Raw genomic sequence first — 13,729 nt, 5'->3', positions numbered from 1 at the left:
AATCGGGCGCCGGGACCGATCACTCACTGCGCGAGGTCGTCGACCGTCGCAGCCTCGTTGCGGGACAGGTTGATACCGAGGTTCGCCGCGGCGCGCTCGAGGTCTTCGTCGTCACCGTCGCGCATCTCGATCGCGGCGCCGTCGGAGGACAGTACTTCGACGTTGAGGCACAGTGACTGGAGTTCCTTGAGTAGAACCTTGAACGATTCCGGGATGCCGGGCTCGGGGATGTTCTCGCCCTTGACGATCGCCTCGTAGACCTTCACCCGCCCGACCACGTCGTCGGACTTGATGGTCAGCAGTTCCTGCAGGGTGTAGGCGGCGCCGTAGGCCTGCATGGCCCAGCACTCCATCTCACCGAAACGCTGACCACCGAACTGCGCCTTACCACCGAGCGGCTGCTGGGTGATCATCGAGTACGGACCCGTCGACCGCGCGTGGATCTTGTCGTCCACCAGGTGATGCAACTTCAGGATGTACATGTAACCCACGGCCACCGGATACGGGAACGGCTCACCCGAACGACCATCGAACAGCACCGACTTGCCGTTGGCGTCGACCATGGTCTCGCCGTCGCGGTTCGGCAGGGTGGAACCCAGCAGACCGGTCAGCTCGTCCTCCTGCGCACCGTCGAACACCGGGGTGGCGATGTTGGTGTCGGCTTCCTGGCCCAGCATCTCCTCGGGCAGGCTCTTGGCCCAGTCCGGGAGGTTGCCGGATTCGGCACCGTCGACCTGCCAGCCGGCCTTGGCGATCCAGCCCAGATGGGTCTCCAGGATCTGACCGATATTCATACGACGCGGCACACCATGAGTGTTCAAGATGATGTCGACCGGAGTGCCGTCGGGCATGAACGGCATATCCTCCTTGGGCAGGATCTTGCCGATAACACCCTTGTTGCCGTGCCGACCGGCGAGCTTGTCACCGTCCTGGATCTTGCGCTTCTGCGCCACATACACACGCACCAGCTCGTTCACACCCGGAGGCAGATCGTCGTCGTCCTCACGCGAGAACACCCGAATACCGATCACCTTGCCCGACTCACCGTGCGGCACCTTCAACGAGGTATCACGAACCTCACGCGCCTTCTCACCGAAGATCGCACGCAACAGCCGCTCCTCCGGAGTCAGCTCGGTCTCACCCTTCGGAGTGACCTTGCCGACCAGGATGTCACCATCACGCACCTCGGCACCGATACGCACGATGCCACGCTCATCCAGATCAGCGAGCACCTCATCGGACACATTCGGAATATCGCGAGTGATCTCCTCGGCACCCAACTTCGTATCCCGAGCATCGATCTCGTGCTCCTCGATATGAATCGAGGTCAGCACATCATCCTCCACGAGACGCTGCGACAGAATGATCGCGTCCTCGTAGTTATGACCCTCCCACGGCATGATCGCCACCAACAGGTTCTTACCCAGCGCCATCTCACCGTTCTCGGTGCAGGGGCCGTCGGCGAGGACATGCCCCTGCTCGACGCGCTGCCCCTCGTCCACGATCGGACGCTGGTTGGCGCAGGTGCCCTGGTTGGAGCGCGCGAACTTGCGCATCCGGTAGGACTTGCGAGTGCCGTCGTCGTGCATGACGGTGATGTAGTCGGCCGAAACCTCCTCCACCACACCGGCTTTCTCGTTCACCACGACATCGCCGGCGTCCACCGCGGCGCGCAGCTCCATACCGGTACCGACCAGCGGCGACTCGGAACGGATCAGCGGCACGGCCTGACGCTGCATGTTCGCGCCCATCAGGGCGCGGTTGGCGTCGTCGTGCTCGAGGAACGGGATCATCGCGGTCGCCACCGACACCATCTGGCGCGGCGACACGTCCATGTAGTCGACCTCGGACGGTGCGACGAACTCCATCTCCTCGTTGCCGCGGCGGGCGAGCACGCGATCCTCGAGGAAGGTGCCGTCGGCGCCGACGGGCGAGTTCGCCTGGGCCCGGACGTGCCGGTCCTCTTCGTCGGCGGTCAGGTACTTGACCTCATCCGTAACGCGACCCTGCTCGACCCGTCGATATGGCGTCTCGATGAAGCCGAACGGGTTGACCCGCGCGTACACCGACAGCGAACCGATCAGGCCGATGTTCGGGCCTTCCGGGGTCTCGATCGGGCACATGCGGCCGTAGTGCGACGGGTGGACGTCACGGACCTCCAGGCCGGCGCGCTCACGTGACAGACCACCCGGGCCCAGCGCCGACAGACGACGTTTGTGGGTCAGACCCGACAGCGGGTTGTTCTGGTCCATGAACTGCGACAGCTGCGAGGTTCCGAAGAACTCCCGGATCGCCGCCGTGATCGGGCGGATGTTGATCAGGGTCTGCGGGGTGATGGCCTCGACGTCCTGGGTGGTCATGCGCTCACGCACGACACGCTCCATACGCGAGAGACCGACGCGCAGCTGGTTCTGGATCAGCTCGCCGACGGTACGCAGGCGACGGTTGCCGAAGTGGTCGATATCGTCGACGTCGACGGGGACCTCGACGCCGCCGGGCACGGTCATCGAGTTGTCGCCCTGGTGCAGACGCACCAGGTACTCGATGGTGGCGACGATGTCCTCGCGGGTCAGCGTCGAACCGGTGATCGGCTCGCCGGCGTTGACGCCCAGCTTCTTGTTGACCTTGTAGCGGCCCACACGAGCCAGGTCGTAGCGCTTCTCCTTGAAGAACAGGTTCTCCAGCAGGGTCTGCGCGGACTCCTTGGTCGGCGGCTCACCCGGACGCAGCTTGCGGTAGATGTCGAGCAGCGCCTCGTCCTGGCCGGCGGTGTTGTCCTTCTCCAGGGTCGACAGCATGATCTCGGAGAAGCCGAAACGCTCGGTGATCTCCTCGGCGGTCAGTCCCAACGCCTTCAACAACACCGTCACCGGCTGACGACGCTTACGGTCGATACGCACACCCACCGTGTCACGCTTGTCGACATCGAATTCCAGCCACGCACCACGCGACGGAATCACCCGCACACTGTGCAGAGTCTTCTCGGTACCCTTGTCGATCGACTCGTCGAAATACACACCCGGCGACCGCACCAACTGCGACACCACCACACGCTCGGTGCCGTTGATGATGAACGTCCCCTTATCGGTCATCATCGGGAAATCACCCATGAAAACCGTCTGAGACTTGATCTCACCAGTGTTGTTGTTGATGAACTCCGCGGTCACGAACAACGGCGCCGCGTAGGTCATGTCCTTGTCCTTGCACTCCTCGATGGAGGCCTTGACCTCCTCGAAACGAGGATCGGAGAAGGACAGGGACATCGAACCGGAGAAGTCCTCGATGGGCGACAGCTCCTCGAGCACCTCCTCGAGCCCACCGACCGGGCCGGCGTCGCCCCGGGCGATGGCCCGCTCACGCCAATCGGGGGAACCGACCAGCCACGCGAACGATTCGGTTTGTAGATCGAGAAGATCGGGAACCTCCAAGGGCTCACGAATCTTCGCGAAAGACACCCGCTTCGGGGCTCCGGGAATACCGGCCTTGGTCTGGGTGGAGACTGCCAAGATGCGTCCTTCCAGCACCTCACGCGCGTCGCCCGGCGCCTGTACGTACAAGACACCGAAGCGACCGTCGCTTGTCTGCTACGAGTTCTGCTGGATACAACCCGGACAAAACCCGAACAGCAAACAACGGAAGTAACACCTCAACGGTGGAACTTTCGTGATGCGATCAAGGAATGGACAGGAGGCAGCCAGCGCAAAGTCCAAACCTACACCCATAAAGAAGGGGTGTCAAAGTACCATCCGAACCGAGTTCCGGATGTTCGGCGCGCCGGACCCGCCTCCGCTGGCTGCGTTCGAGTCTCCGGCGGCGCCTCGACCTGGGTACTCGACCCTGTCACAGCTGCCGCTGTTGTGAATAGCGTGACGGTTCGGACGTAACTCGTCAAGTGGCGAGACCACCCGAATAGCAACGAGATCCACTGTGGCGCTGGCGAATCACGCCGCCCACCAGCCGATTACACGCCTCTGAGCTGGGCAAATTCCCGGAAAGGGCGGGTCGAACATACTTCCGAACCCGTTTCGGGCACTCAACGGTCGGAGATCTCGCTCGCCAGCCAGTGACCGTTCACCTTCTGCATGTGCAACACGATCGGGCCGGAGGCGCTTTCCTGCGGAGCGCCGTTCTTGGTGGCGCTGACCGTCAGGTCCACGAGCAGTTCGGCCCGATCGTCAGTGAGCAAGGTCACACCAATGGGGTCAGGGGTGGCTTGTGCGGTGGACTGCGCCTGCTGGATCGCGGAAACCGTGGTGTCGGCGAACTTGTCGAAATCGCCGAGCATCTTGCCGGTCACGACCTTGTGCACAGCGTCCTTGTAGCCACCGATGGTCTTCACGTCGTAGGAGTACACCGTCTTCAGCGCGTTGTCGGCGGCCGCGGTCACCTCCTGGGTGGCCTTGGTATCGACGAACGCCTTGTTGCCGTCGTCGACACCGGGCTTCAGCGCCGCGACGACCGCGAAGGCGGTGAGTAACACGCTGACCACGACCAATGCGACAGCCAGCCCCCAGCCGGCGACCGCCGGGCGGGGCAGCCGCCTGCCGCGCAGCGGGCGCGACAGGCGCGACGGACCGGCCTGCGCGGCGGGGCGGGCGGGCGCCGCAGCGCTCGCGCGGATGGTCTTGGTACGCGGTTTGGCGGGCGCGGATCTACCGGCCGCGGCGCCGCCGGATTTCGCGCGATCGGCGGCGCCGCGGCGCCGGACCGTGCGATCCGCGGATTCGGACTGACGCTCGCCGGGACGCAGGCGCGGGGAGACCTTGTTGACGGGTGGGCGGGATGCCATCGGTAATACCTCCTACGATCCCGGCTGCGGGGCGGGGGCCTCGGACGGATTCGCGGGCGCACTCGGCGGTGCGGCCTGATCTCCGTTCGCGGGCGGTGGCGTCGCCGCTCCGGCGGGACCGGGGGTGTCCAGCGCGACCAGTTGACCGAGCGAATTGGCCTGATCGGTCTTCCAGGTATCGCCGTCCTTCTTCATATCCAGCGTCCAGGTGGCCCGGAAGGACTGGATCGGGGTGTTGGGCGCGGTCTGGGTGAGCTTCAGCACCACGATCGCCGAGGCCTTGTCCCGTTCACTGTCCAGCGAGCTGAGCGCGGCGCCGAGCACCTTGCTGTCGATCTTGGTCTTGGACTTCTCGGCGGCATCCTTGATGCGGTCGTGGTTCTCGTTGAGCTGGGTGAGCATGTCACCGGTCATCGACGAGCGCATGGTGGTGATCGAACCCTCGACATTGTCGGGATTCATCGAGGTGAGATTGATCGCCGCCTGGCGTGCCGCGTCCAGCGCGGTATCGCGCGCATCGGCGCGGGGAGCGTCGGTGAACCACATCGCCCGCACCCATCCGGTGCCGAACCATGCCGCGAGCACCAGAGCCGCGACCAACCACACCGCCGCGACCGAGGTCACCGCGGTGCGCAGCACCGACGTGCCGCCGCCGGTATCCGCGGTCGCGAGCCGGGTGGTCTCGTCCGCGGTCAGGCGCACGGTGTCGTCCGCGGCTCCTCCGGCCCCGGTGGCGGTGTCTTCCTCGGTCGCCGGCGACGAGTCAGCTACCGGCGTTTCGACACCGTCGGCCGACTCCGGCGCAGGTTGCGAGGAGGGGTTGGGCAGATCAGAACTCACAGCGACACCCTAGCGTCGTCGGTTTTCCGGCTTCGCCGGCCTGCCCCACCCTCACCGCTTCGGGGTCACTCCGATGAGAGTGGCCAACTGGATGGCGACAGGGCTCAGGTTCAGCTTGTCCGGATCGGTCTTGGGGGTGGAGTCCCACGGTTGCGGGACACTCGGGTCGGCGTACTGCGCGCGCGCACCGCCGCGGACGTCGGTCGGACTTCCGAACGGCACGTCACACTTCGCGTCCGTGTTGAACGGGAAGTCGTCGCGAGTGTCGTCGAAATTGGGGTTCTGCGCCTTCATCTGATCGAGAATGCGCTTGGTTCCCTCGTACCCGACGGTACAGGCCGGTGGATTGTTGGTCTCCAGCACCAGGCCGAAGTGACTGGTGTTGTCACCGGGCGCGGTCGCCGAACCACCGATCGACAGCAGCGGCAGCATCTGCAGCAGCGGCTTGAGCGTGTACGTCTGTGGCGAGACCGCCTGCAACAGCAGACGCAGATTCGACAGATCGGTGGTCAGCGGCCGGCCACTCTCGTCCAGCAACTTGCCGATCTGCTCACCGGCATCCGCGCCGGTACCGATCAGGCGCCGGATATCGGGATCGTTGGCGCGCAACTGCACCGCCAGCCGATCCAATCCGTCACTGAAGGTCCGAATCGCCGGAGACTGATCGGCCTGCGTGCCGAGAACGGTCTGCGCGTCCTGGATCAGCGCAACGGTCTGCGGCAGCGACTCGACACCGGTCTGGGAGAATTTGTTGAGCGAGTCGACCAGAATGCGCAGGTTGTCGCCCTGGCCGTCGAACGCCTTACCGAGTTCGGTGACGGTCGTGCTCAGCGCCTGCAGATCGGTGGTGCTCGCGAAATGATTGACACTGGAAAGCAGATCCTCGACCCGGATCGGGGTCTCTGCACCGTCGATCACCGAACCGTCGCGCAGGTACGGGCCCTTCGCGGTCTCCGGCACCAGATCCAGGTACTGCTCACCGATCGCCGATCGATTGGCGATGACCGCCTTGGCACTGGCCGGGACCTTCGGTTTTCCGGATTCCAGCTCCAGGTAGATCATGACGCCGTCGGGGGTGATGTCCAGCGAATCGACCCGCCCGACGGGAACACCGCGGTAGGTCACCTCGGCGCCCTTGGACAGGTTCGCGGTCTCCTTGGCCTTCACCCGCACCTGATACTGGCCGAAGCCCAGCATGTGGTCCAGATGAATGTATCGCGCGCCGACGAATGCGACACCGAGCACCGCGATCACCGCGAAGGCGATGAGCTGATAGCGCACCAATCTACTCATCGCGGTTTCACTCCCAACTGATCCAGAATCGAGCCGATCGGATTACCCGGTTGCCCCACGCCCGGGACGACCACCGTCGGCGGCAGCGGCACCAGCGATACCGTCGGCCAGCCCGGCCGCGGCCCGTTGCCGTTGTAGTACGGGTTGCTCGGATTCACCGGCACCGGCGGCCCGTACTTCGGCGGGATGTAGACCGGATCCGGTTTGCCCACACCGAGATTCGACATCAGCGTGCCGATCTGCAGGTCCACCGACAGCCAAGTGTTCACCGAACCGCCGAAGGCGGATTTGATCGCCTCGTCCGGGAACGGATAGGTCGGGATCAGCGGGAAGGCGGTCACCAGATCCGGCGCCGAACGCCCCAGCTCCTGCAGGGTCGGGCGCAGGGCCTGCAGATCCCGGATCAGGTTGTCCTTGGACTTGTCCAGGACGTCGACACCGGCCTGACCGACCCGGTCGAGCTGCTTCAGCAGGCCGATCAACTGCGGCCGCTGCTCATTCAGAATCTTGATACCCGCGGGCAGCTCATCGAGGATCTTGCCGATCTGATCGGTCTGCTGGCCCACCCGGCTCGACAGAGTGCCCAGGCTGTCCAATGCGTGCTGGATGTCGGCGACTTGCTGATTGAGCCCATCGATGAGCGTGTCGGCCTGATCCAGCAGCGACCGCACTCGGTTCTCACGACCGGCCAGCGCCTTGTTCAACTCCACCACGATCGGCTGCAGCTGCGCCACACCACCACCGTTGAGCAGCAACGACAGCGCGCCGAGAACTTGCTCGATCTCCACCGAGTGCCGCGTCCGGTCCACCGGAATGATCGCGCCGTCCTTCAACGGCTGCGCCGAGGCGTCCTCCTTGGGCACGGACAGTTCGATGAACTTCTCACCCAGCAGATTGGACTGCTTGACCTCGGCATGCGCGTTGGCGGGCAGTTTCACCGAGGAGTTGAGCACGGTGTGCACACTGGCGGTCCAGCCGTCGGATGCGACATCGATCGAGTCGACCCGGCCGACCGCGACGCCGTCCACCTTCACCGCCGACTGCGGAACCAGGTCGAGGACATCGTCGAAGCGCACGTCGATACGCATCGGATGGTCACCCACATCGGCGCCACCGGGCAGCGGCACGCTGTAGATGCCGTCGGACGAGCACGACCCCACCAGCAGCGCGGTCACACCGATGACCGCGACCGCACCCAGCCCGCGGGCCGTTCTGCGGGATGCGAAGGCTGTCATCGCTGGCCACCTTCCTGCTGCGACGGCGCCTGCCGATCGGACGGCGTACCCGGGACACTGCCCGGCGCCGGGGTGTTCTGGATGTTGTCTCCGCTGAGGATGCCGAACGGCAACACCAGCGACGGAGTCTTCACACCGCTCGTGATCTGGTCGGTGATCGTCTTGCACTGATCCAGAATCGGCCGCATCTGCCGGCTGATCGCATCGAATTTCGGGTCCCCGGGCCGCAATTGGCCGAGGTCGAGCATCTTGCAGATGGTGCCGAACGGATTCTGCAGTTCGTTGAAGTTGGCGCGCATATCGAGCGTGCCGGTCTCACCGTTGTGGATGTTGATCAGGTTGCTCAGCGCCAGCGGCAGCACCGGCAGCGCATTCGCCAGATCCTGCCGCTGATCGGCCAGGGTCTGGGTCAGCTTGGTCAGCCCCTCGGCGTTCTGGGCGACCAGATCGCGGTTGTTGTCGATGAATCGGGCGACATCACCCAGTGCCACCGACAGCAGATTCAGCGCCTGCCCGAGATTCTCGCGTTCACCGGCGAGGAATCCGGCCAGATCCGCCAGCTGCGTATTGAATTCGCGTACCTGCTGATCGTTGACCGCCAGCGTGTGCACGAAAATCTGCAGATTCTTGATCGTGTCGAAGATATCGCCGCGCGCGTCGGACAGATATCGCGCCGCATGCGACAACTGGGTCAGGCTGTTGGCCAGCGCGTCACCGTTGCCGGACAGATTCGCCGCGCCGGTACGGACCAGCTCGTTGACCGCCCCGTCCTTGTTGGCGCCGTTGGGCCCCAGCGCATCCGACAATTCCTGGATGCTCTTGTAGAGCCGGTCGACCTCCACCGGGGTGGCGGTCCGATCACGCGGAATCGTGGCATTGTGCGGCATCTTCGGCCCGCCCTTGTAGACGGGCGTGAGCTGGATGTAGCGATCCGACACCACCGAGGGGGTGATCTGCGCGGCCTTGGCATCGGCCGGCACATCGTAGCCACGGTCGACATGCATGGTGACCTTGACCTGATCGCCCTGCGGCGTCACCGAATCGACCTTGCCCACCGGCACACCGAGGATGCGCACCTCGGAACCTTCGTAGATACCGATCGACTTGTCGAAGTACGCGGTGATCTTGGTGGTGCTGAGATTGTCGAACATCCACCACAGCACACCCGCGATCACCACCACCGCGACCGTTCCGAGTGTGAGGAAGATCTTGGTCCCGCGGCTGGAGTCGCGAATCCAGGTCAGCGGATCACGGCGACCCGATCCCTTACCGATGCCGGCCTGCATCAGTTGCCTCCCAGGTTGCGGATCGGCGGGCGGTTACCCGGAATCTCCGGCAGGGCCGGCGGGGTCAGATTGACCAGCACCGCGTCGAACCAGCGGCCGTTACCGAGCACATTGGAATACAGCCCGTAGAACGGCGCCGCGAGTTTCAGAGTCTTGGAGATGTTCTGCTGATTGTCGTTGAGCATGTCGATCGACTTCTTCAGATTGGTCAACGCCGGACCGATCTGTTCCTCGTTGTCGTGCACCAGCGCACTCAATTCGGCGGCAACGGTTTTCGCACCGGTCAGCAGCTGCGAAATCGCCTGCTGCCGGACGTTCAGCTCGGCCAGCAACTGACCGCCGTTAGCCAGCAGCCGCTCGAATTCCTGGTTGCGGTCGGCGAGCACCTTGGTCGTCTTGTTGGTCGCGTTGAACAGATGCTTCAGCGCCTCGTCGCGCTTGGCCAATGTCTCCGACAACCGCGCCACCCCGTCGATCGAGCCGCGGATCTCCGGCGGCGTGCCGGAGAAGGCGTCCGACAGCACCCGGAAACTGGTAGCCAGCTGACCGGTGTCGGTGTCCTGGATGCTCTTGGCCGCATCGCTGAAGGCGTCCACCACGTCGTAGGGAGAAACCGTGCGCGACAACGGGATTCGCTTATCGGGATCGGCTACACGCGACCCTTTGGGGTCCAGCGCCAGATACTTCTGGCCGAGCACGGTCTTGATCTGAATGGACGCGGTGGTGGCATCGCCGATCCAGGCGTCCTTGGTGCGGAAGACGACCAGCACCCGATCGCCGTCCAGGCTCACATCGGACACATCGCCGACCTTCACACCGGCGATACGGACCTCGTTCCCCTTCTTCAGCCCGGCGGCCTCGGAGAACTCCGCGGTGTACTTGGTGCCCGCGCCGATGATCGGCAGCTTGTTCAGAAAGAACGCCGACAACGCGATCAGCAGCACCATGAACAGGCCGAGCCCACCCATGAATGCCGGACTGCGATTGCCGAACAGAGCCCGGTCTTCCATCAGCGGCCACCCTTCCCATGACAGCGGGGCGCCGGATTCGTGTAGACCGGCTGATTCACCGTCGGCAAATCGGCCGGCAGATTCAGCTGCGGCGCATCCTTGACGCCCGGACCGGCGACGATGTCGATTCCGCAGACATAGAACTGGAACCACGAACCGTAGCTGGCCGCGCGGCCGAGCTTGTCCATCTTGATCGGCAGATTCTCCAGCGCCTGGTTCACCTCGTCCGAACGATCGTTCAGAGTGCCGGTCAACTGGTTCAGGCCCGCGATCGACCCCTGCAGCGTGGGCCGGGTCGGCACCAGCAGATCCGCGGTCGCCGAGGCCAGATTGCCCAGCGACTGCACCGCCGAACCGATCGTGCCGCGCTCGGCGTTGAGCCCGCTGACCAGCGCCTCGGTATTGACGATCAGATCGTTGAGCTGTCCGTCGCGCGCGTTCACCGAATCGAGTACGGCGTTGAGGTTCTTCACGATGTCACCGATCACGGCGTCCTTGTCGGCGATCTTGTTGGTCAGACTCGCGGTGTTGCGCACCAGATCGGTGATCGTGCCGGATTCACCCTGGAAGACCTGAATGATCTCGTAGGACAGCTTGTTCACGTCCTCGGCCGACAACGTCTGGAACAGCGGCCGGAAACCGTTGAACAGCGTGGTCAGATTCAGCGCGGGCTTGGTCCGTTCCAGCGGAATGGTCGCACCCTTGGTGATCTTGTGTCCTTGCTGGCCGGTGCCCTGCTCGAGCGCGATGTAGCGCTGGCCCACCAGGTTGCGGTAGCGAATGGTCGCGGTCGTGGAGGCCGGCAGCCAATTGCGATCGGTGAGCTCGAATTTCACCTCGGCCAGACTGCGGTCGACGACCGACACCTTGGTCACCTTGCCGACACGCACACCGGCGATACGAACCTCGTCACCGGAATTCAGCGATGTCACATCGCTGAACCGCGCCTTGAATTCGGTTCCGCCGCCGGAATAGTTCGCGATGGTGAGTGCCAGCATCACGGTCGCGAGCACCGTCACGATCACGAAGATGATCAACTTGGTCAGCGGCCCGCCCAGACCACGCAACGTCGCGCTCATCGCACACTCACCTCACTTCCGCGCATCGCGGGGGCGCCGATCCGGGTCACCCAGCCGGGAACCCGATCGGGCGAAACCCCGTTCGCCGCACCGTAGATCGCACCCAGCGTGTGCTGTTCGGACGGCGAACCCATACTCGTGGCACCCGCGCCGTACACCGAGAACTGTGCCGGGGGCAGCTGACCGATGTTCTGATCACCCGGATTCCGGCTCGGCGGCTGGTAGGAGCCGTCGTTGGCCGATCCGGTCGGGTACTGACCGGAATCCACACCGAGCGGATATTCCGGGAAACATACCGGCGGACGTTCGTCGAGCCAGCGCGGTTCGTCCTGGTTGGGCAGGTAGCGACCGCGCGGATTGACGATCGAGATCGACACCCGCGAACCCGGCAGATCGGTGCCCTTGCCGAAGATATTGTCGATACGCGGCTTGAGCTGCGCGAAATTCTTCATGGCGCAGGCATAGGACGGCGAATACGTCGCCAGCAGTTCCAGCGCCCCGCGCGAATCCGCCGCGATATCGATGATGTTGTCGTGGTTCACCGTCAGGAAATCCGCGGTCTTCGCCGATGTCGGTGTCAGCACCGAATACAGCGTGTCCAGCTGCGACCGCTTCTGCACGATCGTGGCATTGAGCGTGCGCAGGTTGTCGAAGGCGTCCACCAGCTGCGGCAACGCATCGGAATAGGTGTCGGCCACCGAGGCGAACAGATGGATATCGTCCTGCAGCTGCGGCATCACACCGTTGAGGCCGCGGAAGATATCGTCCAGCCGATCGATGGTGTGGCCCAATTCCTCGCCTTGGCCTCCGAGTGCCTGCGACAGCGCACCGAGGGTGGAGGCCAGATACTGCGGCGGAATCGCCTGCAGCAGCGGCATGATCGAATCCAGCAGCTGGCTGACCTCGATCGCGTTCCCGCTGGCGTCCTGGTACAGCGTCATACCGGCCTGCAGGTGTTTCGCGCTCGGGTCCTCCGGCCACACCAGATCGACATAGCGCTCACCGAACAGCGTCTTCGGCAGCAGCCGCGCCGTCACATTGGACGGGATCTTGGAAGCCTTGTTCGGGTCGATCGCCAGGTGCAGGGTCACCTTGCCGTTGGCGGATTCGCTCGACCGGACCTCACCTACGTTGACGCCGCGAACCTTCACATCCGCGTTACGGGTCAGCGCGTTGCCGACCGTGTCGGTGATCAGATCGACCTTGACCACCTTGACCCACACCTTGTTGTAGGCCGCGATCGTGCTCCCGAGGAACAGCGCCATCACCACGAAGAACACGATGCCCAGCGTGCGGACCCGCAGTTTCTCGGTGGAACGCCAGAACTGCACACGGTTCATCCCGCCACCCGCACTGTTGTCGTAGTACCCCAGATCGCCAGGCTCAGGAAGAAGTCGAGGATGTTGACCAGCACGATCGACGCGCGGACCGCGCGGCCCACGGCGACACCCACACCCGCCGGGCCGCCGGTGGCGTTGAAGCCGTAATAGCAGTGGATCAAGATGATCACGAAGGCGAAGACCAGCACCTTGAGGAACGAATACAGCACGTCCTCAGGCGGTAGGAACAGACCGAAATAGTGGTCGTAGGAGCCTGTCGATTGGCCGTTGAACCACACGCTGATCTGTCTGGACGCGACGAATGTGCCGAGCAGACCGACGATGTAGAGCGGAATCACCGCCACGAATCCGGCGATGACGCGAGTGGTCACCAGGAACGGCACACCCGGCACCGCCATCACCTCGAGTGCGTCGATTTCCTCGGAAATCCGCATCGCACCCAATTGGGCGGTGAAACCACATCCGACCGTCGCCGACAATGCCAGCGCGGCGACCAGCGGCGCCAATTCACGCGTATTGATGTACCCGGTCAGGAAGCCGGTGAGCACCGAACTGCCCAGGGCATCCAGGGCTTTGAAGCCCTGCAGACCGACGACCACGCCGACCGAGGCCGACATCATCACCACGACACCGATGGTGCCGCCGATGACCGCCAGGGCGCCCGAGCCGAAGGTGACCTCGGCCAGCAACCGCATGACTTCCTTGCGGAAGTGCACGAGGGTACGCGGAATCCAGGCGATCGCCTTGGAGTAGAAGAGCATCTGATCGCCGGCACGATCGACCATATTCACCGGCGACTTGAGCGCAGCACCGATTCGGCGCATCCGCTTCGAAAAGATCGGCGAACGCTGTGCAAC

At 64.0% G+C, this 13,729-nt stretch carries 10 protein-coding genes; all 10 read right to left on the bottom strand.

All coding sequences use genetic code 11. The features are described 5' to 3' along the window. Positions 1 to 23 precede the first annotated feature (23 nt). Positions 24 to 3,524: a DNA-directed RNA polymerase subunit beta gene (rpoB, locus tag LKD76_RS04230; RefSeq protein WP_227985091.1), complete on the bottom strand. Its 3,501-nt coding sequence runs from the start codon at positions 3,522 to 3,524 to the stop codon at positions 24 to 26. A 509-nt stretch (positions 3,525 to 4,033) separates the two neighbouring features. Then, positions 4,034 to 4,789, bottom strand: a complete 756-nt coding sequence (locus LKD76_RS04225) for a hypothetical protein (RefSeq protein WP_227979605.1) — start codon at positions 4,787 to 4,789, stop codon at positions 4,034 to 4,036. A gap of 12 nt (positions 4,790 to 4,801) precedes the next feature. Beyond that, the gene (locus tag LKD76_RS04220; RefSeq protein ID WP_227979604.1) at positions 4,802 to 5,629 is read right to left on the bottom strand and encodes a hypothetical protein; all 828 of its coding nucleotides are present in this window, start codon (positions 5,627 to 5,629) and stop codon (positions 4,802 to 4,804) included. Positions 5,630 to 5,680: 51 nt separating this feature from the next. After that, positions 5,681 to 6,922 (bottom strand): MCE family protein, encoded by a 1,242-nt coding sequence (locus LKD76_RS04215; protein ID WP_227979603.1) that lies wholly within the window; start codon positions 6,920 to 6,922, stop codon positions 5,681 to 5,683. Next, complete coding sequence (locus LKD76_RS04210; protein WP_227979602.1) at positions 6,919 to 8,157, bottom strand: MCE family protein; 1,239 nt, start codon at positions 8,155 to 8,157, stop codon at positions 6,919 to 6,921. The genes LKD76_RS04215 and LKD76_RS04210 overlap by 4 nt, the downstream gene beginning before the upstream one ends. Further along, positions 8,154 to 9,443 (bottom strand): MCE family protein, encoded by a 1,290-nt coding sequence (locus tag LKD76_RS04205; RefSeq protein WP_227979601.1) that lies wholly within the window; start codon positions 9,441 to 9,443, stop codon positions 8,154 to 8,156. The genes LKD76_RS04210 and LKD76_RS04205 overlap by 4 nt, the downstream gene beginning before the upstream one ends. Further along, on the bottom strand, positions 9,443 to 10,453 hold the full coding sequence (locus LKD76_RS04200) for an MCE family protein (protein WP_227979600.1): 1,011 nt from the start codon (positions 10,451 to 10,453) through the stop codon (positions 9,443 to 9,445). The genes LKD76_RS04205 and LKD76_RS04200 overlap by 1 nt, the downstream gene beginning before the upstream one ends. After that, positions 10,453 to 11,532 carry an MCE family protein gene (locus LKD76_RS04195; RefSeq protein ID WP_227979599.1) on the bottom strand — a complete coding sequence of 360 codons (1,080 nt, stop codon included), beginning with the start codon at positions 11,530 to 11,532 and terminating at the stop codon, positions 10,453 to 10,455. The genes LKD76_RS04200 and LKD76_RS04195 overlap by 1 nt, the downstream gene beginning before the upstream one ends. Further along, entirely contained in the window at positions 11,529 to 12,872 is a 1,344-nt protein-coding gene (locus LKD76_RS04190) for an MCE family protein (protein WP_227979598.1), read from the bottom strand. Before LKD76_RS04190 ends, LKD76_RS04195 begins: the two co-directional genes overlap by 4 nt. Continuing rightward, entirely contained in the window at positions 12,869 to 13,696 is an 828-nt protein-coding gene (locus LKD76_RS04185; RefSeq protein WP_227985090.1) for an MlaE family ABC transporter permease, read from the bottom strand. The genes LKD76_RS04190 and LKD76_RS04185 overlap by 4 nt, the downstream gene beginning before the upstream one ends. Positions 13,697 to 13,729 lie beyond the last annotated feature (33 nt).

It is taken from the genome of Nocardia spumae, assembly GCF_020733635.1.
Classification (GTDB): Bacteria; Actinomycetota; Actinomycetes; order Mycobacteriales; family Mycobacteriaceae; genus Nocardia; species Nocardia spumae.
Note: the sequence above shows the minus strand (reverse complement) of the source record. Positions and strands in the feature narration are given on the sequence as shown.